The following is a 24,367-nucleotide window of genomic DNA, read 5'->3' on the forward strand; positions in this document are numbered from 1 at the left end:
TCTGCCCACCTCCTTTATTGTCCATGAGCATGGGCCTCTCGCGCATAATCTGCAACAACAGAATCCCATAAACCTTGATTCTTCAGGATATATTCTACAGCCTCTCTAACAGCACCATGTCCACCATTGACGGTAGAAATAAATTTAGCTATTGATTTAACCTCTAATACCGCATTATTTGGTGCCATCGGCAAACCTACGAGTTGAAGAGCTCCTAAATCATTAAGATCATCACCCATGTAAGCAACCGAAGCTAAGTCGATTTGATGTTTTTTACAAAGAGCTCTTAATACTTCAGTTTTATTAGCATGCCCCATAAGAAGTTCATCAAAATGCAATTCCTTTGCACGGCGCTCTACCATAGGAGATACACGAGCCGTAATAATTGCTAACTTTATCCCTGATTTACGAGCCGCAGTCAAGCCTAAACCATCTTTTACAGAAAAGGCTTTGAGCTCTTCTCCAGTCGATGTATAAATTAGAGTGCCATCTGATAAAACTCCATCAACATCGAGAACAATCCATTGAATATTCATTATACAATGCCTCTACGCAATAAATCCGTAATGTGAACAATGCCAAGACATACATTATTAGTATCAACCACAGGTAATACGGTGATAGGGCGAGGTTGATTTTTCTCCATCAAATGAAGCGCTTCTGCGGCCAATTTATCCTTTGTAATCGTACGCGGCATAGACGTCATCATATCCTCTACGGGCCATTCTAAAAAATTGCTGCCAGAATCAAGTCCACGTCGAACATCACCATCAGTCACTAGACCTAACAAATGTCCTTCTTCATCAATAACATTTGTAGCACCTAACCCTTTTTCTGTCATTACAAAGAGTGCATCACGAACGGTAGCCCCTCTAAATACTGTTGGATTATCATCGCCACCATGCATGATATTTTCTACAGTCAACAATAATTTGCGACCTAAGGAACCACCTGGATGGAATACAGCAAAGTTTTCTGGAGTAAAATGATGGCGTTCCAATAAACATACTGCTAATGCATCACCTAGTGCTAGAGCAACAGTAGTACTTGTAGTAGGTGCTAAACCCAATGGACAAGCTTCTCGTTCTACCTCTGCCAACAATACAATATCAGAATTTTTTGCTAATGTAGACTCTGGTTTCCCTACAACACAGATTAATTTAGCTCCTATGCGGCGCAGAGACGGCAAAATACTAATGATTTCTCCTGTTTCACCACTATTAGAAAATGCTAACACTACATCATCTTCAGTAATCATACCAAGATCACCATGCACGCCTTCACCAGGATGCATAAAAAGTGCCGGTGTCCCTGTACTAGCCAAGGTAGCCGCAATTTTACGACCAATATGACCAGATTTCCCCATTCCTGTACATACTACACGGCCCTTACAAGCCAAAATCATATTTACAGCATTTACAAAATTGTGATCCAAACGAGAACTTAATTCTTCAATAGCACGAGCTTCCTCATGAAGCACCTGTGCCGCTTGTTCTAAAATAGTCACAAATACCGCCCCTAACCTTTTACGATTTTATCAATAGCTACTAAATCACGAAGCACAGCTTCAAATTGATCTAAATACAACATATTAGGACCATCAGACAATGCTTCCTCAGGATTATCGTGTACTTCAAAGAATAACCCATCTACGCCACTAGCCACAGCCGCACGTGCCAAATTTGGTACAAATTCACGGTTACCACTAGATTTAGTCCCTGCACCACCTGGTAATTGAACGCTATGAGTAGCATCAAAGATTACTGGATAGTCGAAAGAACGCATAATTGGGAAGGATCTCATGTCAACTACGAGATTATTATAACCAAAGCTAAAACCACGTTCGGTAAGCATAAGATTTTCATTACCTGTTTCTTTCATTTTATTAAGAACATTTTCCATGTCCTTAGGAGCCATGAATTGACCTTTTTTAACATTTACGCATTTACCAGTTTTAGCAGCGCCGTAAACAAGATCAGTTTGACGGCATAAAAAAGCTGGAATTTGTAGAATATCTAATACTTCAGCTGCAGGTTCAATTTGCTCGATAGAGTGAATGTCACTGACAACGGGCACATTGAGTTCCTTCTTAATAGAAGCAAGCATTTTTAACCCTTCCTCAAGACCTGGTCCACGGAAGGAACTAAAGCTAGAGCGATTAGCTTTATCAAAGGAAGCTTTAAAGATATAGGGAACACCTAAACGTTCGCATATCTCTTTTGCTCGTTTACCGATAGCTAATGTGCGGTCATAGTCCTCAATAACACATGGACCTGCAAGGACAAATAAACCCTTGCCGCCACCCACAGTAATATCTTTAATTTGAACTGTTTTCATTTATTTCTCCTCTTGCTCGTAAATTGCATTAACACGAGCTAAGTCTTCAGGTGTATCAACACCGATAAATCGTTTATTTGTCAAAATAACACGAATTGTATAACCGTTCTCTAGAGCACGTAATTGTTCTAGAGATTCTGTTCGCTCCGCCGGAGTTGGCTCCATCTTAGCGTAGTTTAATAAAAACTCTCTACGATATGCATAGATGCCAATATGTTTTAGTGGCGGACGCACAAAATCATGGCGAGGATATGGGATTAAAGATCTAGAAAAATACATCGCATCATTACGATTATTTAAAATGACCTTTACCGCTGATGGCTCCTCGTACTCTTCCTCTAATAAAGGAGTAGCTACTGTGGCCATCTGCAAGTTTGGATCTTCCTCAAATAGACGTGCCAAGTCATCAATAAGATTTGGATCAATCATCGGTTCATCACCTTGGACATTGATAACAACATCCAAGTCTGTATAATGACTCGCAACCTCTGCTAATCGATCCGTCCCTGTAGGGTGATTAGGATCTGTCATCATAACAGTTCCCCCAAACTGTTGTACTGCAGAATATACGCGGTTATCATCAGTGGCTACAATTGTACATACTGTCTTTGTAGCTTGTGATACCCTTGCATAAACCCGTTCAATCATAGGTTTACCTGCAATATCAGCTAATGGTTTGCCCGGTAATCTTGTAGAACCATAACGCGCAGGAATAACACATCCAAACTTCACGATAAAACCCCATTTCTGTTATTCGTGTATCTTATTATTATACACTAAATCTCTAAATTTTCTATGAATTCTTGTTTTCCAGAAACAAATTCAATCCCTATAGATAGCACCAGAATCGGTATTTTCAAGTCTTCAATTGCATGCAACTGACTTAACTTAACTGCATCCTTTTCTGTAATGCAAATAGCATCAGCTTGATGAGCAAATGCTTGTTTCCAAATCTCAACTACATCATCATTTGAAAAGTCATGATGATCTCCAAATGGCAAGGTATGAACAACGTTATACCCTACATCAGTTAACGTTTGTGTAAAGGATTGAGGGTTTCCAATTCCACTCACAGCCATAATGCGTTGTTCCTTGTAAGCATCTACAGAAGCCCCAACAGAACCATTAGCCCACTCATCTAAGGTGTACATAAATTGCGGCTTATGTGTTGTTTCATAGACAGGTATATTGGGAATCATCTGAGTTAATCGCTTTCGAATGCCGGATACAATACCTGGTGCTACTTGATCAACCTTAGTAAGAACGATAATATCCGCACGCTGTAAACCACTAAGGGGTTCACGTAATAGTCCCCGTGGCAATACATGTTCATAGCCAAACGGATTGGATGCATCGATTAGTACAATATCAATATCTCTTGCTAGTGCACGATGTTGAAAGCCATCATCCATAATAAGACAATCGGCACCTAGCTCATTAATAGCGATTTCTGCAGATTTGGAACGTTCACGTCCAATGATTACATTAGATTTTTGTAAAACCTTAGCCAGTAACCAAGCCTCATCACCACTGATAGATGGCTCTACAAGCATTGTTCCATCTTTAGAAATAATAATATTTTTGTTATTATCTTCTGCACGGTATCCACGACTAAGAACAGTAGGATGAAGGCCCTTCTGAGTAAGCACATCACAAATAAATCGCACCATCGGTGTTTTTCCAGTACCACCAGCCGTAATGTTGCCAACGCTGATTACAGGCACTGTAACTTTCGTAACGCCTTTACCCTCATCAAATCGAGCATTGCGTATTGATACAGCTTTCTCATAACCTTTACTCAAAAGGCCTAAACTGGAGCGAGCTATATCACCTAATACGGATTGATCTTCACCACTAACGATGGATTTGAATAATGCTTCCCCACTCATAGGTGACGCCTCCTATTATGTAATACAGTAAACTAATCTACAAATTTAGTCTTACTACGGAATAATTTGATGTTTCTCAAATAGCAAACGTAACTCTTGTGTATTACGCCGCGTAGCACCACGATTTTCTTTAATGATATCCAGGCAGTTTTGCCCCATCTTTTTAGCCAAGTCTCTATCCTTACATAAACGCAAGACCATAGCGGTTAACTCTTTTCCATTCTTCACTTGCTCACAAGCATTTCGAGAGTTTAATAAGGCGAAAATTTCTTTAAAGTTAAACATATGAGGCCCAACCAAAATTGGCTTACCATGTGCAGCTGGTTCCAAAATATTATGGCCTCCAGTTTTAACAAGGGAACCACCAACAAAGATAATATCGCCTAAGCTATACAGTCGGCCAAGTTCACCAATGGTATCTAAAACGACAACGGGAATACCTTCATGAACAGGCTCCTTCATATCGCTACGACAAATAGCACTCAATTCATAACGCTTTGCAATATTTTGCACATCATGACCGCGATAAATTTCACGAGGCGCAATCAATAAACGAGCTTGTGGATACTCTTTCAATACTTGCTTGAAGGTTTCAAAAATAGCCTCTTCTTCACCTTTGTGAGTACTACCTGCAATAATGATAGGATGATTATTTCCAAAGCCAAATTCATCGAGAAGAGCTTGTTTTTCTTCATATGATACGGTGGCATATGTTTGATCGTATTTCATATTACCTGTTACGGTAATATCAGGTGTATGAGCACCTAAACTTTCAATATACGCCGCATCAAATTTGGACTGCATGCAGAAACGCTCAATAGAGCGTAACATTTCACGCGTAAAAGCACTGATATACTTATAACGTTTCATACTGCGATCTGAAATGCGTCCATTAACCATCATAACTGGAATGTTTTCCGATTCGGCGATACGCAAGAAGTTTGGCCAAATTTCAGTTTCTACGAGTAAAATAGTAATCGGCTTAATAATATGTAAAATTTTACGAGTTAAATACGGCAAATCAAGGGGAAAGAATATAATTCCTTCTGCTTCAGGAATGATACGATGAGCCATAGCATGACCAGTAGCAGTAACTACTGACACAACCACAACAGCTTCAGGAAATTCCTTTTTAACCTCTTTTACCAATGGACTGGTAGCCACAATTTCCCCTACGGAAGCGGCGTGAATCCAAATAGCACGACGCCCTTCAATTTTCTTTAATAGCGAAGCGGGCATATAGCCTGCACTTTGTTTGATACGCTCATAAAAGCCATCTTCAAAGGCAAGTCGGTATAAAATAACCGGAATCAAGCCTATCCAATAAAATATGAGCAATACGTTATATATCCAGTACATGGTTATCCTTTATTGGAGAATTGAACGGAATAAAGATGATTGTACAATCCGCCGTCAACAGCTAATAGCTCTTGGTGAGTCCCCTGCTCTACCAAGCGACCTTGATTAAGTACAACAATTTGATGAGCATTTTGAACGGTGCTCAATCGATGGGCAATGACAAATGCCGTACGCCCTTTCATGAGACGATCTAACGCCTCTTGTACAAGCTTTTCGCTCTCAGTATCTAAAGCAGATGTGGCTTCATCTAAAATTAGAATTCGAGGATCTTTTAAAATAGCACGTGCGATAGCAACGCGTTGACGTTGTCCACCAGATAGCGAACTGCCTCGTTCACCTACAATCGTATCGAGACCATCAGGCATTTTCTCAACGAACTCAAGTACATTAGCCGCTTTAGCCGCTTCATACACGTCTTCATCAGTAGCATCTAAACGACCATACAAGATATTCTCTTTAATTGTAGCATTGAACAATACGGTTTCCTGTGGTACAAGACCAATTTGTTCACGCAAAGATTTAAAAGTAACATCTTTCACGTTATAACCATCTATTGTAATAGAGCCACCTGTTACATCATAGAAACGAGGTAGTAGGTTAGCGAGAGTTGTCTTACCTGCACCAGATGGACCAACAAGGGCTACACTTTCGCCAGCCTTAACTGACAAGGTAAAATTTTCTAAGGCAGCCTTTTCTCCATCATAGGAGAAAGAAACATCATTAAACTCCACATTGCCGGTAATAGCAGGCAATGTAATAGCATCAGGTTTCTCCACAACATCTGTTTTAGTATCTAAAATTTCAAATACACGATCAGCAGCAGCCAACGCCTTTTGAATATTACCATATACTTGACTCAAACGTTTTACGGGATTTGACAAGTTAATAGCATAAATCAAGAAAGCAATCAAAGAACCTGCAGTAATAGCACCTGTTACTACGGAGTAACCGCCGTACCAAAGGATGACCGCTACAGCGATTGCCGCAGAAAACTCAACCATTGGGCTTAACAAGCTAGTCAATTTAGTAGCTTTGATAACTGCTTTAAAATTGCGATCATTTTCATCTTCAAAGCGCTTACGCTCAAAATCTTCACGAGCAAAGGATTTTACAACGCGAACTGCACTAATTACCTCTTGTAAAAGTGCCGTAATATCAGCTACACGCCCTTGGACATCATGCCCTGCCACGCGAAGCTTCTTACCAAAAACATTGATAATCACTAAAACTACGGGAACCGTAATAAAAGTAACTAACGTCAATTTCCAGTCAATGAGAAGCATGGACACCAAGGAACCGATAAGTGTTACAGATTCAGTGATAAAAGAAATCAAATTATCTACCACCGCCGTTTGCAATGCAGCTACGTCATTTGTAAGATTACTCATGATAACGCCCGTCTTACGACGATCGAAATAGGATAAGCTTAATTTTTGTAGATGATTAAAAATAGCCTCACGTACATCGATAATCACGCGCTGTCCGATGTAGGACATGTTATAAGTTTGACCATAGGTAGCAAAGCCACGAATTAGGAAAATGAGTATAATAGCACCTACAATAAGGTTCAACATAAACATATTCTTTTCATCTAATACTTGGTCTACTACATTCTTAATTAGCCAAGGTACTACCAAATAGGCAGCAGCAGCGACAATCATGCAGAATACTGCAAAAAGCATTCGCTTATAATAAGGCTTTACAAAGTATAAGAGCCTAGAATAACTATTCATTACATTTCTCCTTACCGAGATTATATACAAGATGTGCTACCCGTTTTACTGCACCCGGCTCACCTAATTTATGACGTACTTCGCGCAATTCACTGCGCATAGCTTCATTTTTGTCTACATCGCTGAGCAATGGTTCTACCAAAGACACAATTGCGTCTGGAGTGACAGCATCTTGTAATAATTCGGGAATGACTTCTTTACCCGCTACAATATTAGGCAAGCCCACATGTGTTACATTCACAACCATCTTACCAATACCATACGTAATTGGAGATACACGATACAATAATACCGTTGGCAATTCCATCATCGCCGTTTCTAATGTAGCCGTTCCTGATGCAGCAAGGCACACATCACAAATCTGCATCAAGTCATATGTATGGTCTTCCGTAATCGTAACAGGCACCTTATGAACATCGATAAACTCTTCTAGCTCACTTCGATCAATTGTATGTGCTCGAGGCAAGAAGAATTGAATATCTTCATGCTTCGCCATCAATTGCTCACCACTTTTTAACATCGTATCAAGTAAGGATAAAACCTCTTGTTTACGACTGCCAGGCATGAGCAATATCTTTTTAGCCTCTTTGCGAGCCCCAAAGTATGCTTCGGCCACATCCTTAGTCATCGTAGGATGTACGATGTCGAGTAAAGGATGCCCTACAAAATCTACATTACATTTATACTTGCGATATGCTTCAGCTTCAAATGGAAAGATAGATGCTACCTTAGTTACATACTTACGGATTGTATTACCTCGACTACTATGCCATGCCCAAATCGTTGGAGCAATATAATACAAAACAGGAATCCCCAGTTCATGAGCCACCGCAGCTAATTTCATATTAAAACCTGGGTAATCTACACAAACGAGAATATCTGGTTTCTCCTTCATCATGACGCGTTTCAAATACGTGCGCAACTTAAAGAATTTTGGCAATGATTTCACAATCTCTACAATACCAATGACACCAAGATTCTTAATATCATACACGATACGAACACCAGCACGCTCCATCAAGGTGCCACCCATACCAAACATTTCTACAGAAGGATCTATTTCTCTCAATGCATTGGCTACACTTGCCGCATGAGTATCGCCGGAAGCTTCACCGGCGGAAAACATGACTTTCATTATGCATCCTTTCTGGAATTTACAAATTCTTGGTCAACAGCACAGATAACAATACCATGACGATCTGCCATATCAAGCACATCTTGTTGTTGTACGAAAATAGTCTTTTCCGCTTCTACAGCTAGTACCTTACAACCACTATCAATCATAGACATGAGCGTTTTTATACCTACTGCCGGCACATCAAAGCGTACATCTTGATTTGGTTTTTCTGTTTTAACAACAATCGCATCTCCGCGCCCCAGTTCTCCACCTCTCAAGATACACTTGTCAGTCCCTTCAATGGCTTCAATTGCCATGACCGCCTTATGTTTAACAACAACGGTTTGACCAATATCAAGGGCCCCCATTTGTTTAGCTAGTTCAAAACCAAAACAAATGTCAGCCCATTGCTCATCTGTAGGTTGTGCTTTTGAAAGCACTCCTACCTTTGGCATAAATGGTTTCAAGTATGCTGTTTGATCTAATACTTTAAAGCCTTCTCGTTCGATTTCATCAACGATGGCAAGCATAATCGTATCATCTTTACGATTTTTAAGACGCTTTAAAACACCTAATGTTTTTAAATCAGGAAACGTAAGACCTTTAAAAAGAATCTCTTTAGTAACTTTCCCAAGCATGGTTAACTCTTCAACCTCTTCTTTTTTCAAGGTTTTGAAGATTTTACCTAGTTTAGCAACACCAATATCGTAGAAAGCATCAGCCTCAGCCTTTAGAGCCGGGTCTATATCAGGTACCACACCGATAACAACCACCTCGTGGCCCAATACATGAGCGGCACGCATGAATTCTACAGGCAAAACACCTATGCCCGCAATTAATCCTACCTTTGCCAAGACTATACCTCCTAGATGGCCTCACGGCCTATATATCAATTAGTAATTTCAAGTTCCCTATGAAAAGGCCTAAAAATAGACATAATCATATACAATATATTGTACTATAAATAGCTACTTTTTACCATTAAAAAGCCATGGTTTATGCCCTTTTCTTCATCATTTTATTATAATTCCCTTATTCCTTTTAAGCACTAAAAAATCTACGATTATATCTATCAAAACTTTTCTATAAATATAAAAATATAATGTAAATTATCATTGATATAAAACTCAACTAGTAATAATGCACACAAAAAGACCTCGTACATTGTACGAGGTCCTCATAATTAGTCGCGACGAGTACGCATAATTCCCCTATCCGCATTGCGTAGGAAGCGTAATAAATTTTCAATTTCTACGGAAGAATCCAATTGTAATTCCATTTCTTCAATCGCCTTAGATAAGCTGAATCCAGAACGATAAATAATACGGAATGCCTGTTTCAAATCACGTCGTACATCTTCGGAAATCCCTGCACGAGATAGGCCTACAGAGTTTAGACCGATAACACGTGCCGGTTGACCATCAGCAATTACGTAAGGTGGGATATCTTGTACCACCTTAGCCATCCCGCCAACCATTGCATTACGACCGATTTTAACAAATTGATGAATACCTGCAAGGCCACCAATAACAACGCGATCTTCAACGATAGCGTGCCCTGCAAGACCAGCACAATTACTCATTATTACATTATTACCAACGATACAGTTATGAGCCACATGTGTACAGGCTTGAAGTAAACAATTATTGCCTACACGTGTTTCTTCACCTTCACCAGTAGCGCGGCTAATAGTTACGAATTCACGAATAACCGTTTCATCGCCAATATTACAATAGCTTTTTTCGCCTTTAAATTTTAAATCTTGCGGTTCCAACCCAATAGATGCGTTAGGATAAATTTCACAACGCTTACCAATGGTTGTCCAACCACCAATTACAACATGTGCACCGATTTGTGTGCCATCGCCAATCTCGACATGTTCGCCGATAACAGCGCCAGGACCTACGATTACATCTTTGCCCAATTTAGCATTTGGATGGACTATGGCTGTACTATGGATGTTGGATTTCGCATTTTCCATGCCTACAACTATCACTACAATTACTCCTCATTCTATTATACAAGGGCAAACATGTATTCACCGCTAGCGCACAATTTGTCGCCAACATAGGCACGGCCTTCAACCTTGCCCATTTTACCTTTAATTTTAACAATATCTACCTCCATGCGAACTTGATCGCCAGGTTTTACAGGATGGCGGAAACGCACTTTATCAATACCTGTAAACATAGGAGTAAGACCACGATTTTCCTCAGGGTATAATAATGCAATACCACCGACTTGAGCAATAGCTTCAGTCAATAATACACCTGGCATAACTGGGTTCCCTGGAAAGTGACCTTGGAAGAACAATTCGTTGAATGTAGCATTTTTAATACCCACAGCACGTTTCATAGGTTCTAACTCAACAATGCGATCAACCAAAAGCATTGGGTAACGATGAGGTAAAATTTCTAAAATATCTTCGTGATTAAGAATCATGGCTGTGTCTCCCTTATTTCTTCCATTATACTGCGAGCCAATCTTGAATTTAATTCATGACTCGATTTCAAAGCAATTACATGGCCTTCAATCGGTCCTAACAAGAATAAATCCCCTATAACATCTAATGCTTTATGGCGAACTAATTCATCCTCAAAGCGTGGTATAGATAGACATTTCTCATCATCATAGACTAATGCATTATCTAGGCTACCGCCTTTTGCAAGCCCCATGGCCTGTAATTGTTCCAATTCCTTCATAAATCCGATAGTCCTAGCCGGTCCAATGTGTGCTTTGAAATACTCAGGCGATACTTCAAAATCACATTGTTGCGTACCAAGTAACGGATGGCTGTTAATTGATGTAAAAGTCATGCGATAGCCATCATATGGCAAAATCACAATAAAACGATCCCCATCATAAACAGCATGAGATCGAGTCACTTTGTATATATGACGCGATGCTATTTGTTCTTCAATGCCAGCCTCTTCAATAAGATTGACAAAAATAGCACTACTACCATCACCTACAGGAGGTTCTGGAGAATCCATTTCAATATAACAGTTATCAATATTCATAGCACTGAACGCTGCCATCACATGTTCAACAGTAAATACCTTTGCTTCACCATTTTCCAGCGTGGTAGCGCGCATAGTGTTCGTCACATTATCAATGTGTGCTCGCACAGAAGGATGCCCTTCAATGTCCGTGCGGACAAACACAATTCCTGTATCTTCAGGTGCAGGCTTAAAAACCATATATACTGGTTCACCGCTATGAAGGCCAATCCCTTGATATGAAACAGCCTTTTTTATTGTTTGTTGTGGCTTACTCATAAGAATGTCCTTTCATAATCCGAATTCACGTTTACTATACACCAATATGTATTATACCCTATTTGCATAGGCGTTACAAGAAATTTACCATATATTACGCTAATTGGAAAGACTATTCTTAGTCTTTAAAATTTTAATAGACTATTTTTAAACACTAAGTTATAAGTTATAAAATAAAAAGAGATTTCATCCATGCTAGTAGGAATCAGTTTCATCTTGAAGATTCCACAATCGCATAAACAAAATCTCTTTAAAATTATTAACTATTGAAAAACATCAGGTGGTGTATCTATTTGTTCACCATAAAAACGACGAGTCCATTTCCAACGGTTATGAAGCCAGAACCAATCTTCAGGATATCGCCGAATATAATCTTCAATAAACTCATTTAGACGAGTTGTTGTTACCGCTATATCACGCTTTTTATCATCTGTACGTTCCACATAAATTGGTGGATGTGCTTCAATCTCATGTTTCTCAGAAAACGGACTATAATGTATGGTTACAAAAATAATAGGCACATCTTGCATACGAGCCAGTACAGCTGGCCCAGCAGCCGTCAATGTTTCATAGCCAAAGAAGGGTGCAAGAACGCCATCATCACCAGGGTCCTGATCCATAATAAGGCCTAAAAATGCACCTTTTTTTAGTTCATTAATCATTTCACGAACACCTGTTTTATAGGTCACATGTTGATGCATAATCCGACGATATTCATTGATAAACTTATCGGCATCACCATTCTGTTTCATAGCCACAGAAATCAGCGGATATCCTTCAGAAGCAAGAACGCCACCTAAAAGTTCCCAGTTACCACTATGAACAGCAGCTAAAATTGCACCTCGACCATTTTCTAAGGCATCATCTAAGTACTCTCGATTAATAAACTCCACCATATCTTTGTATGCGCCATCTTTAATTTCAGGATAGCGCAATACATCAATAATCATACGGCCAAAGCGTGTAGTACTAGCTTTCGCAATACGTCGAGCTTCTTTAGGATCATCTGTAATATTACAGAATAAAATTTGGCCTATCGCCAGGCGCTTGCGTTTAGGTGGCACCACTAACCACACAATTTCACCAAGCAATGTACCAATAGCATATTGCAAACCTTTAGGTAATAAGCAAATAAAGGCACTAAAGATTTTCATAAACCTATACATGGATTATTAGCTCTCCTTAAGCTGTGCTTTCAAAGCGTCAATTTCTTTTTGTAATTGTTTTACAGTTTTCACCATTTCTGGCAAACGATTCTCGTAAGCAGCCAATTTCAACCACTCTTTATGAGGTCTCATTGGATACCCAGCCATAACAGAATTAGAAGGCACATTGCCAGTAATTCCTGTTTTACCTGCAAATTGTACATTATCTCCAATTGTAATATGACCTGTACAGCCTGTTTGTCCTGCAAAGATTACATGGTTACCACATTTTGTACTACCTGCAATCCCAACCTGTGCGATTAAGAAACAATCTTCTCCAATCTCAACATTGTGGCCAAGGTGAACAAGATTGTCAATTTTGGTACCGCGGCGTACCAAGGTAGATCCCATTGTAGCATTGTCGATAGTAGTGCAAGAGCCAATTTCTACATCATCTTCAAGAATAACATTGCCTACTTGAGGAATATGCGTATGAATACCATTTTCTGTGGCAAAACCAAAACCTTCACCACCGATAACTGCTTTAGCACGCAATACAACGCGTTTACCCAAAATACAGTTCTCATGTACGATAGCACCCGCATAGATGTCAGAATCTTCCCCAATTCGTACATTATGACCAATATATACATAAGGTCGAATCGTTACATTATCACCGATAACAGCATTATCATTAATAACACAATAGGCACCAATAGCTACATTTTTACCAAGTGTAACATTCTTGCCAATAATAGCAGTACTATGCACTTCACGGGGAACTACAACAGGTGGATGGAATACTTCTAGCACTTGGGCAAATGCAGATTTTGCATTATCAACTACGATTTGCGCCATCGGTGCATTTTTTACTTCTGATTCAACGATAACAGCACCCGCTTGGCATAACGCAATATGTTCAACATATTCACCAATTGCAAAAGTTATGGATTGTTTTACCGCTTGTTCAAAGCTACGTGTCTCAGTAATGACAATAGACTCATCCCCTATAAGTTGACCGCCTACTAAATTTGCGAGTTCCTGTAAAGTTTTTTCCAAGGCAAACTCCTCCCCCGTGGTAATCTTCAATTATTGTGCAGCTTCAGTTGTACTTGTTGCAGCTTGATCTGCTTGTTGTGCATTTTGCTGAGCATCTTGTTGCTCTTGGGCTTTAGCTGCATTTTCAACTTCTTTGATTTGGTCGTCAGAAGCTTTACCCATTTTTGTAATCAAATCCTCAGTTACATCAGAGCCACCGCCAACAACAGCGCCTTTCTCAATAATAACATCAAGTTTTTTCTCTTTCACAAGTTCATTGATTTTTTGTTCTTGATATTGACGATATTCTTGCGCTTTTGCATTCGCAAAGGCATTTAATTCTTGATTCGCTTGATTAAATACATTTTGTTTAGATGCTTCATCGGCAGCAGCAATTTTAGCATCTAATTCCGCTTTTTTAGCATTGATTTCTTTAGTAATTTCAATACCTTTTTCAGTACTGTTTGCCACTTTCACGCTATCAACATAACCAACATTATTAGAACCACAACCACCTAAGATAGCCATAGAAGCTACTAAAGATGCACCTAATACTAAAGATTTAATACGTTTATTCATAATATAACTCCTTATTGAACTCGATAGGACGCCTTCACTGCATCAGTAATATCAAGCCCTTTAATATTACCACCATCATCGATGATGACTAAATCCAAATGTTGTTCCTCAGCAATAATTGCTACGCGCATACGAACATCTTCTAAAATAGCCTCATGAAGTGCACTCACCTCAGCTTCTTTATCTGAAAGCTTTTTTGCCCATGTATCATTCCACTCTTGCGCCACAGGCAGGTTATTATTAGCAATGATGGATTGTGCTTGTTGTTGTACCATGGAGTCTCGTTTCTCAGCTAATTCCTTCTGTAGGGATGCAGCGTATTGATTGAGCTCTTCCTGCCCTTTTTGTTGCATTGGAGCAAGCTCAGCCTGTACCTTTGCTTTAATTGAATCTACATCGAAATCCGATGGTTTTCTCTTAGCTAATAAGTCCTTTAATCTTTCTTCTTTTTTAGCTTTTTCAGCCATAGCCGCTGCTCTTTGTGCATCATCTATATATACACGTGCATCATAGGCATATAAGTCTAGTTGAAGGTTTACGATTTCCAGATCATATTCATTAGTACTAACCTTTAACTCAGCTAAATACTTTTGAGTCAATTCATTGCGTTTTGCATTTAATTGCTGATTTAGTTCATTCTCTTTTGTTGCAATACGAGTTTGCAATTCGACCGTAAGAGCATCTGACAAGGTTGAATCCAGTGCAAGCGTTTTCAACTGTTTATCTTGTGTCTCTGACTTGGCATTTAAGGCTTGTTGTTCAAGTTCATATTGACGTTGTAAAAGTTCCAGTTCATTTTTGGCTTGTTTATAATCCTCATAGGATGGATTAAACTCTAGTACATCATCAATGCGTACAACACCTATTGACATACCATCAGGACCCTGTTGGCGATTTGTTACAAAACCATAGGCCCAAACCATAGCACTTATTGCAGCAACGAGAAATATGACTAGTCCTATATATCGTTGTTTCCCGTTCATTGTCGTTCTCCCTTACATAGAACTACAGTTTATTTTTTTGCATCAGTAGCTAGTTTTTTCAATACTTGATCTGTAATATCAACACCACCGTATAGTACAGTGTCTTTAGTCATAACAACGCTAAGACCTTTAGCATCACCAACCGCTTTTGCAGCCTCCATAGCTTTATCTTGAACGGATTTAGCAATTTCTTGATCTTTTTTAGCTAGGTTTTGACGAGCTTCTTCAGCAATTTTTTGTTTAGTAGCATCATCTTGTGCTGCATCAATTTTAGCTTGCGTTTCTTGTTGTAATTGGCTTTGATAGCTCATATATTCTTGAGCTGCAGAGATATAAATTGGATTATCTTGAGACAACATACGAGATGTATCGATAACCCCAATAGTACTAGTCCCACTATTACTACTAGGCGAAGCCATTTGCGTATAAGCTAACGCACCAATACCAACAATAAAAATAGCAGCAATGACGATGGAAAAAATCTTTACATTCGCCTTGTTGTTCATCATTCGCATCATAATAGAGTGCCCTCATTTCTTTAAATCACTGCATCAAAGGATGCCATATAGAGATATTGGTGAAAGCCTCTTTAAAAAGAGGCCTTCACCATATACATTTACTATATTAGAATTGTGTACCGAAGCTGAAGTGGAATTTATTTTTGTGTTTACCCACACCATAGTCAAGTTTAACAGGACCAATTGGGGTTGTAATACGAACACCAGCACCAACGCCATAGTTAAAGGATTTTTTGCTGTTATACCATGTAACATTTGGTGCATCCCATGCATCACCAATATCACCGAATAACACACCGCTAACTTTCTTAACAATTGGGAAACGGAATTCCAATGTAGCATTGTACATCTTCTTACCACGGAATTGATCATCTTCATAACCACGTAAGGAATCAGCACCGCCCAATGTGAACAATTGGCTATAAGGAGCATCACCTTGGATGAAACCAGCACGTGCACGGAATGCCAATACATTCTTAGCGCCCAATTTCTTGTACATACGAGTTTCAGCTGTGAATTTGTAGAAGTCGAAGTCACCGCCCAAGCCATGACCAGCCCATTGTGTAGTATAAGAAATACGACGACCACGAGTTGGTTCATAGATATTATCACGAGAATCGTATACTTTTTGCCATGTTACGGAGTTAATGCGACCGAAGTTATTTTTTACATAGTTGTCAGATGCGAAGTTATAGGAACCATTATCCCAGTTTGTACCTTTACCCGCATTTTTATCATAACGGAAGCCAGAACTATCATCATCATCCCATTTATAAGAATCTTTACGGGATTCTAATGTCAAGTAATCACGAGTATATTCCCCAGTTTGACGACCGAAGGAAATATTGAAACCACGAGATTTCTTATTGTATTCTGCTACTTCATTACCATCTTCATTGTAATCTGTGTATTCATCTTCGCGGTTGAAGAAGGAGAAGCCAAGGGATGTACCTTTGCTATCGATCCAAGGTTTCAAGTAGGAGATTTGGTAGTTCTTATATTTTTTCTTACCACCGATTTCCCAGTGAACTTTAAATTTATCGCCAGTACCACGGAAGTTATCTTCACCAAATTCAACAATACCCATCAACCCATCAGATTTAGAGTAACCAGCACCTAATGTGATTGTACCAGTCTTATGTTCCAATACATCGATTTCAATAATTACATTATTTGGATCTTGTTCACCTGGCAACATACGAACGTTTACGTCATCAAAGAAACCTAAGTTATATACGCGTTCTACAGAACGACGTACCAAGAATTTATTAAAAGGTTTTCCTTTCTTTTGAACAAATTCACGAGTAATAACTTTATTGCGAGTTTTCTTGTTACCTGCTGGAATGATATCTTCTACGATACCTTCAACAATGTGTATATGAAGTACGCCTTGGTCATCTACACGGACACCATCAACGTGTGCTAACATATAGCCATCACGAGCATATGCAGCATTAATACCTTGGACTTTTTGCCCTACAGATACAGAGTTAAGAACTTGACCTGGTTGAATATCCATGAACTTAGTCAATACTTCGGAGGAATATACAGTATTACCTTCAAAGGAAACGCCAGTAGTAACTGGATTTACGGTTACGGCAAAGTCCAATTTTACGCCTTCAGGCACGGAAGTAAATACAGGATTTACTTCAGAGAAGTACCCAGTATTACCAAGATTAGTTACATCTTTAAATACGCCATCAACAGATACGGCATCTCCAACTTTTTCAGTTAAAATTGGCAACAAATTTGCTTGCTGTTCAGCTGTAACGCCAGATATAGATAAACCGGTAATCAATTTACCTACGTAAGGATTAACAGATTCTGCACTAGCAGATGTGACATATTGTGCTTCTACTGTTGTAACAGCTTGAGTTTGGCCATTTTCAGCAGCCTTATCAAGATCAGTACCACCAGTAGTTTTAGATACCATTTTTACTTGTTTATCATCAGTTTTTAAAGCAGCATTATTGACTGTAACAGTTCCATCAGAACCTTTTACTACAGTGCCGTCACTAGATATAGTCGTATCACCACGAGCAGCTAAGATAGCTGCATCAGTTTCATCTTGTATAGTTGTAGTAGTTGCATCAGCATTATAAACAGCTTGTGTAGTAGCTGCATCATTTACTGTAGCAGCATTAGTCGTCGTTGTGCTATTTAAATCTGGAGTATAGCCAGCTTGTACCTCAGCAGCAAATACACTGCCTGTCCCCATGACAGCGGTCAACACGGACGCTGCAAGCATACTTTTATAAGCTTTTGGTTTAAACATAAATTCCTCCTAGAACTCATCCCCATAAAGAGTTTACATCTTATTTATAAAGACTAATAAATCTTTATCATTATAGCATAAATTGCTTGGAATGAGTACTATATTAAACAAATTTTATGAAATTAATATGACTAGAATGTGCATACCTAAGGGGTTTACACATTCTAGCCATACTCTTAAAAGCTACGTGTCCAACGACCACCTATATAATTGTTCCCTTTTGATGTATGCCATCCCGTGAACTTAAGATTTCGTTTAACAGAATATTCTATACCATATTTATTTTGTTTGTTATTAATACCTTGAGAATAAGTCAACATGACTCTCGGTAATACATATTTACCGATTTCAATATTATAATTACTTGCCGTATCCCTATTGGTTGGCTCATCGGGATCAATTGACCCTGTTGTAATATTGATGCGGTCTAACCCAAGTGTATTTTGTAATGCATCTTGTACATAGCCAAAAGCAAACATTTGAAGCCCTGCTGTAGCCACAGCATTCACATCTTCATTTGTCAAAGTACTACTATTTGAATCTGCACCGCGGCCGAAGGTCAACATGGAAATAATTTGCTTTCTAGACAATGTAGGATTAGAGGACAATGATAAGTCCATATGATCCACTGTCCCTTTTACGCCAAGCATAATAGTGTAATTACTTACATTTGTTTCAGCCTCTAATTGTAAGTTTGGTAAATAAGAGCCACCTACGAAATGGGCATTCCCTTTTGTAATATTAAATACATGGCTCAAATACTTAAACGTGCCATTTCTAACATCGAATTGACCACTAGCAGTTGGATTTTGTAAGGATCCACCAAAATGAACATCGCCACTGATAAACATGTTGTATAAGGTGCGATCATATAAACGTACACCTTTACCCGCATGAACAGTAACATCCACCCCCATATCTTTGGTACTTTCACTAGATTGTAAGGAAAGAGGAATTTTGAATTGAATCTTTTCAAGATTTAAAGTACCAATAAGGGTCGGCAATCCATCTCGGTCAGCAATATAAAGTTCACCATTCAACGGTCCTCTTACATATTCACTGCGAACCTCTAAGTCTTCTAGCTGAACTGCCGCCTTGTAATTAGTAAGAGTATGTCCAGACCAATTTACTTTAGCAGCCAAACCAGCTGAGCCTTTGCCCATATTAATACGGGATTGGAAATCACCTTGTTGACCAGAGAAAATTAAGTCACCATCAATACCAGTAATTTGATTTTCTACACTTGCCAATTTCATCGTACCATTACGTACCGATACAGTACCATATGCTTCAGGCTGATCAATAGTGCCTGTAATGTGAACCGTGCCTTTTAACGGACCTGTTGCCTCCTTAACACTAGTTGTAAGAAGAGGGATAACAGCCATATTGGCTTCGTTAAAATCAATAGTTACATCCATAGATTTGCTATCATTTGCTGGAATATACCCAGATGTAAAGATTGCCGCTAATGGAATCTTACCATAGACACTTAGCTTATACCCACTTTTGGCACCTTGAATTCGTTGAATCTGAATAACTTGATCTTGCATTGTAGCCAATACAAAACCTTCATCAATACCAACACCATTAAAGGACCCCGACTCTACAGCACCGGATAATTCTACTTTAGGATTCTTAGTTTCCCCAGTGATATTTACAACGCCAGTCACCCAACCAGTAGCTTGAATATCCTTACCCATAAGTGGCAAGAACGGTACTATATCAACATCCTTTAATGCAACCTGTAAGTCCGCTTGACCATCAAGATCCATCGTACCGCCTATTGCAATGAGACCTTCATCAACAGGCAGTTTCAAAGTTGTAACTTTGAATTTACGATTAGCAAGACTTGCATCGATAGTTGCATCACCAACAATCTTTTCATCAATACTTACATCATTAATCTTGCCTGTTACATTAACGCTTGGATTGTCGCGTGTACCTCCGATTTCAACAGAACCATTTAATTTGCCATCAATGTGTTCATTGGACCGGTCTAGCAAGGTTAGCAAATTCTTTACGCTACCATTAGTAACATCTAATACACCAAATAGTTGTCTACTATCATCAAACTTCATACCACCTTTAGCAGTGTAGCGACCACCATCGGCTTCAGCAAAGGTGAAATCTTGCACATTTACAACCGATTTATCTGCATAAACACGACCATGAATATCGTTCAATAATTCCCCATTAACTGATAAGGCATCGGATGAAATATAGCCATTGAATTGAGGGTTATCCACAGATCCAGTAATTTGTCCTCGACCAGATAGCAAACCATCAACTTTGTAATCCGTATTAATGAGCAATCTGCCCATATCAATTTTTTTGCCTTCAAAATCAATATTAATTGCTTCTTTAGATACTGTACCGCCACCTGTGATAGTTGCACCATAACCTTCAATATCAAATCTATAAAGCTCTAATGTATCATTCTGATAGTTATATTTTGCAAACGCATTGGTCACGAGTTTGCCATAAGCAGAACCATCCCACAAATGAGCACGACCTTCTATAATCGGATTTGCAGCCGTCCCTGTAATATGATTGTCTGTTTCAAACCAACCTGTAATAGGAACATCTGTAACAGTACGAATCACATTTTCAATACGAGCAGCCCGAGCCTTGGCATTTAGATCTAACACATCTGTATTAAGATTATACCAACCATTAACATCATAGCCCCCATCGCCATCACCAATATGTCCATTGGTGATAGTGAGAATATGGTTATCTAGCTTAATATCTCCATGGATATTATTGAATCGAGCCCCTTTATAATGTACCTCTTGCCCCCATACAGTGCCCATTACATTTGGATTATCCAATGTACCTTGTATCGCAAAAGAGGTATTCAAGGTGCCATCAACATCTTGACCAATAATAGGACTTAGTGCGGTCAATGGCAATGCATTACCGGAAATAGTGGCATCTATATTACCATTTTGGATATAGCCATATCCGCTTAGCGCCCCATCTCCTATAGTGCCTACAACGGTCATATTTGTACTATTATCAGCATGCGTAAAGTTAGCTTTTGCAGTATCAACTACAACACCGCGAATGCCTATTTGGCGACCTTCAACAGAGCCTACAACATCTGTAACTTGATTATTTTTTCCTAAGATACGCATCTCACCATCGATATTACCTGTAACCGGTGAGATCATATCTTTTGTGAAAGTGCCTAAAGGTAAATTTTGAATCTTTATAGTAGTATCAAAATCCCCTGTATCAACCACATATTGGCCCTTAACCTTTGCACTACCTTCGCCTACTGATAGGCGCACATCATCCGTACGAACTAAACCGTTATCATATACAATATCACCTTGTAAACGATCAATATAGTAACCATTATAAGAAATACCATCACTAGCAATCGTTGCATCTACACGAGGGGCTACTGTCGTGCCACCAATATGTGCACGCCCACCTACAATACCAGAAACACCGACGTCTGTTATCGCCTCTAAATCTACTTTATCGGCCACAACATTAAGATTTAAATACTCTTCATCTTTGCCTAGTGTAACTAAGCCATTGATCTTTGTTACTTGATCATTTACCCTCCAAGAACTACGACTAATAATGATTTGATCATTATTAAGCATAATGCGACCCGTGCCATCGGTAATATTATAAATTGTATTACCCCGTTTATAAGTGCCTGTTAAACCTTTAAAGCCTACATTACCACTCATAATGTATTTGCCATCTTCACTTTTAAGATTTAAATGTAAATCTTGTAACTTACCACTCGTTACAGATAGATCCTTACGAAGTGGAACAAAACTCATAATACCAGCAGTATCAATTTCATCAGCTTGTACAAAGAGATCAAAATTAGATACATTGTTCATATCAATTTTGCCATTCAAGGTAATTGCGGAACCATCTACATCAGCAGTAAAGGCACCTTTAGACATGCCACTCATATCAAGCGCCATAGTCCCATCAAGATTTTCTACATTCCTCTTTATTCCATCTTTAGTACGTAGCGCTACGCGACCATCATTAACAGTCACAGAGCCATCAAAAGTACCCGACTTATTTGGATCGGATGGTTTTACTAACTTAGTTATACTCCACGACCCATCAGCTAGTTGCCATATATGAAAATCTGGCGCCTCAACGATTACACTAGAAATAGCCGTAGCCCCTGATGTGTTGCCACCGACAATCTTCGGCAAAGAAGATAGTTTAACTCCTACAGCTACCTCTTGAGCAGTTCCAACTAAATGACCATCTCTATCTTTGATAGTCACATCTGTTAGAACAACATCACCATTCCAATTAATTCGGAGAGAATCATAGTCTATAGATCCGTTTATGACATTATTTACTTGTTCTTTAACCATAGGTGCAATGTAAGTTTGAGCCATAGGATTGATGCTGGCACCAACAATACCAGACAAACCTAAAATCGCTGCACCGATAAGGAGCCACTTTTTACGGGTCATAATGATACTCCCATACACATTATGAATAATATAAATATATATACTAATCTTACCACAGACACAGTAATAACTATAGTATTTTCAGAGTGAATTTTATAAAACCTATCAAGAACACTCATTGTCTATAATGTCCATTACAAGAAAAAAAGACGACCGAAGTCGTCTTTTTAAAGATCATATTATTGATTGCCGCCTAGTTTTGACAATTGTTCAACAGCACCACTATTAGCGATAACTTCAGCACCTTGACCTACAGGTGTAGACAATGGAACGCCTGTTAATTGTTCAAGAGCCGCAATGCTAATATTGTAATTGTAAAGAGCTTCTACATAGTTATTACGAGCTGTTGTCAACTTAGTTTCTGCATCAAGTACATCAAGGTTCGTACCAACACCTGCACGGTAACGAAGCGTAGCAATACGGAAACTTTCTTGACCTTGTGCGACTGCAGTTTGTGTACTTTGGATTGTTTGTTCAGCAGCTCGTAAATTCAAGTATGCTTTTTGTACGGCTAACAATACAGCATCAACAGTTGCCAAGTTAGCTTCTTTTGCTTGTTCAAGTTGTGCATTTGCTTTTTTAATAGCATTTTGTGTTGCACCACCATCCCATAAGTTCCAAGTAGCACTAGCACCAACACTCCAGGACTTTGTACTTGTACCAAAGTAACCATCTGGATCACCATAGCCACGACCAGCTTTTACAGCAACCGTAGGCAAATAACCCGCCTTAGCAGATTTTACAGCTTCTTCCGCAGATTTTACATCAAGAGCTGATTTAACAAGAGCGGAACGATGAAGCATAGCATATGCTTTCGCTTGCTCCAAGGTTACATTATATGGTTTATATTGTAAATCATGCTCTGCTGTAGTAATAGCTGTTTGTGCAGGGTATGCAATAACTTGATTTAAGTTCGCCTCTGCTAAATTTGCAGCATTTTGCGCTTTTACAAGAGATGTTTGAGAATCATCAAGATTTGTTTTAGCTGCCAATACATCGGAGCTCGCCACTAAACCAACATTATACTGTGCCTCTACATTAGTTACATGACCTTGATAATCTTTAACAGCTTGTTGTGCTACATCTACCATATTACGGCTCATAATCAATGTATAATAACCGTTAAGAGCATCATATTTTGCTTGTTGTAAAGCCTCTTCATAGCTAGCACCAGTACCTTCACGAGTATAACGTGCAGAATCAATGCTTGCATCGAGTTGTGGATTGAATACAGGCGCACTAATGGAGAAGTTATGACTACCAGATTTGCCACTACCTGTGTCACCGCCCGTTTTTTGAGCACTCCAACCATAACTAACACTTGGATTCTTACCAGCTGCTACTTGGCTTACTGCAGATTTAGCAGCTTCATAACCCCATTTAGTTTGCTTAGCTGTACGATTATTAGCTAATGCTAAATCAACCGTACGGGCTTCGTTTAAAGCTAATGTACGTTCATAGGTTTTACTGTCTAAAACAGATTTTTCTGCTAATTGCTTTTGTGTTAATTGAATAGCTTCTTTTTGATATTTGCTTAATTGGTCTCCGTTGTTAACGGATGTAGTTACTACATCAGCGGCGAATGCACCAGTAGTAACTAAAGAAAGCATTACACCTAAGGAAAGAACCTTTTTATTCATAATATGTACC

20 protein-coding genes are annotated in these 24,367 nt (G+C 39.0%); all 20 read right to left on the reverse strand.

All coding sequences use genetic code 11. The features are described from left to right. Positions 1 to 14: 14 nt before the first annotated feature. Positions 15 to 536 (reverse strand): KdsC family phosphatase, encoded by a 522-nt coding sequence (locus tag AAAT26_RS08080; RefSeq protein ID WP_004698460.1) that lies wholly within the window; start codon positions 534 to 536, stop codon positions 15 to 17. Next, positions 536 to 1,507 (reverse strand): KpsF/GutQ family sugar-phosphate isomerase, encoded by a 972-nt coding sequence (locus AAAT26_RS08085; RefSeq protein WP_058948513.1) that lies wholly within the window; start codon positions 1,505 to 1,507, stop codon positions 536 to 538. Before AAAT26_RS08085 ends, AAAT26_RS08080 begins: the two co-directional genes overlap by 1 nt. Positions 1,508 to 1,518: 11 nt before the next feature. Then, positions 1,519 to 2,337 (reverse strand): 3-deoxy-8-phosphooctulonate synthase, encoded by an 819-nt coding sequence (gene kdsA / locus AAAT26_RS08090; RefSeq protein ID WP_004698452.1) that lies wholly within the window; start codon positions 2,335 to 2,337, stop codon positions 1,519 to 1,521. Next, positions 2,338 to 3,069, reverse strand: a complete 732-nt coding sequence (kdsB, locus tag AAAT26_RS08095) for a 3-deoxy-manno-octulosonate cytidylyltransferase (protein WP_004698512.1) — start codon at positions 3,067 to 3,069, stop codon at positions 2,338 to 2,340. A gap of 44 nt (positions 3,070 to 3,113) precedes the next feature. Beyond that, positions 3,114 to 4,226, reverse strand: a complete 1,113-nt coding sequence (gene lpxK, locus AAAT26_RS08100) for a tetraacyldisaccharide 4'-kinase (protein ID WP_004695492.1) — start codon at positions 4,224 to 4,226, stop codon at positions 3,114 to 3,116. 54 nt (positions 4,227 to 4,280) lie between these two features. Continuing rightward, the gene (locus AAAT26_RS08105; protein WP_012864072.1) at positions 4,281 to 5,585 is read right to left on the reverse strand and encodes a 3-deoxy-D-manno-octulosonic acid transferase; all 1,305 of its coding nucleotides are present in this window, start codon (positions 5,583 to 5,585) and stop codon (positions 4,281 to 4,283) included. Positions 5,586 to 5,587: 2 nt separating this feature from the next. Then, on the reverse strand, positions 5,588 to 7,318 hold the full coding sequence (locus tag AAAT26_RS08110; RefSeq protein ID WP_012864071.1) for an ABC transporter ATP-binding protein: 1,731 nt from the start codon (positions 7,316 to 7,318) through the stop codon (positions 5,588 to 5,590). Beyond that, complete coding sequence (gene lpxB / locus AAAT26_RS08115) at positions 7,311 to 8,453, reverse strand: lipid-A-disaccharide synthase (RefSeq protein ID WP_008715788.1); 1,143 nt, start codon at positions 8,451 to 8,453, stop codon at positions 7,311 to 7,313. The genes AAAT26_RS08110 and lpxB overlap by 8 nt, the downstream gene beginning before the upstream one ends. Next, positions 8,453 to 9,289: an LpxI family protein gene (locus AAAT26_RS08120; protein ID WP_287507761.1), complete on the reverse strand. Its 837-nt coding sequence runs from the start codon at positions 9,287 to 9,289 to the stop codon at positions 8,453 to 8,455. The genes lpxB and AAAT26_RS08120 overlap by 1 nt, the downstream gene beginning before the upstream one ends. A 329-nt stretch (positions 9,290 to 9,618) precedes the next feature. Continuing rightward, complete coding sequence (gene lpxA, locus AAAT26_RS08125; RefSeq protein ID WP_004698481.1) at positions 9,619 to 10,431, reverse strand: acyl-ACP--UDP-N-acetylglucosamine O-acyltransferase; 813 nt, start codon at positions 10,429 to 10,431, stop codon at positions 9,619 to 9,621. Between the two features lie 20 nt (positions 10,432 to 10,451). Beyond that, positions 10,452 to 10,877, reverse strand: coding sequence for a 3-hydroxyacyl-ACP dehydratase FabZ (gene fabZ / locus AAAT26_RS08130; RefSeq protein WP_004695477.1), 426 nt, complete (start codon positions 10,875 to 10,877; stop codon positions 10,452 to 10,454). Then, complete coding sequence (gene lpxC, locus AAAT26_RS08135; protein ID WP_215675945.1) at positions 10,874 to 11,713, reverse strand: UDP-3-O-acyl-N-acetylglucosamine deacetylase; 840 nt, start codon at positions 11,711 to 11,713, stop codon at positions 10,874 to 10,876. The genes fabZ and lpxC overlap by 4 nt, the downstream gene beginning before the upstream one ends. Before the next feature lie 263 nt (positions 11,714 to 11,976). Continuing rightward, the gene (locus tag AAAT26_RS08140) at positions 11,977 to 12,879 is read right to left on the reverse strand and encodes a lysophospholipid acyltransferase family protein (RefSeq protein WP_039965501.1); all 903 of its coding nucleotides are present in this window, start codon (positions 12,877 to 12,879) and stop codon (positions 11,977 to 11,979) included. Positions 12,880 to 12,885: 6 nt separating this feature from the next. Next, entirely contained in the window at positions 12,886 to 13,917 is a 1,032-nt protein-coding gene (gene lpxD, locus AAAT26_RS08145; protein WP_004695469.1) for a UDP-3-O-(3-hydroxymyristoyl)glucosamine N-acyltransferase, read from the reverse strand. 30 nt (positions 13,918 to 13,947) lie between these two features. Next, positions 13,948 to 14,475 (reverse strand): OmpH/Skp family outer membrane protein, encoded by a 528-nt coding sequence (locus AAAT26_RS08150; protein WP_287507765.1) that lies wholly within the window; start codon positions 14,473 to 14,475, stop codon positions 13,948 to 13,950. Between the two features lie 11 nt (positions 14,476 to 14,486). Next, complete coding sequence (locus tag AAAT26_RS08155) at positions 14,487 to 15,458, reverse strand: coiled-coil domain-containing protein (RefSeq protein ID WP_287507767.1); 972 nt, start codon at positions 15,456 to 15,458, stop codon at positions 14,487 to 14,489. Between the two features lie 29 nt (positions 15,459 to 15,487). Beyond that, entirely contained in the window at positions 15,488 to 15,976 is a 489-nt protein-coding gene (locus tag AAAT26_RS08160) for an OmpH/Skp family outer membrane protein (RefSeq protein ID WP_004695463.1), read from the reverse strand. 106 nt (positions 15,977 to 16,082) lie between these two features. Further along, positions 16,083 to 18,251 carry a BamA/OMP85 family outer membrane protein gene (locus AAAT26_RS08165; protein ID WP_349209085.1) on the reverse strand — a complete coding sequence of 723 codons (2,169 nt, stop codon included), beginning with the start codon at positions 18,249 to 18,251 and terminating at the stop codon, positions 16,083 to 16,085. A gap of 176 nt (positions 18,252 to 18,427) precedes the next feature. Then, positions 18,428 to 22,717, reverse strand: a complete 4,290-nt coding sequence (locus tag AAAT26_RS08170; protein WP_349209086.1) for a translocation/assembly module TamB domain-containing protein — start codon at positions 22,715 to 22,717, stop codon at positions 18,428 to 18,430. A gap of 179 nt (positions 22,718 to 22,896) precedes the next feature. Continuing rightward, positions 22,897 to 24,357, reverse strand: a complete 1,461-nt coding sequence (locus AAAT26_RS08175) for a TolC family protein (RefSeq protein ID WP_004695458.1) — start codon at positions 24,355 to 24,357, stop codon at positions 22,897 to 22,899. Between the last annotated feature and the right edge of the window lie 10 nt (positions 24,358 to 24,367).

This window comes from Veillonella parvula (assembly GCF_040094895.1).
GTDB lineage: Bacteria > Bacillota > Negativicutes > Veillonellales > Veillonellaceae > Veillonella > Veillonella parvula_L.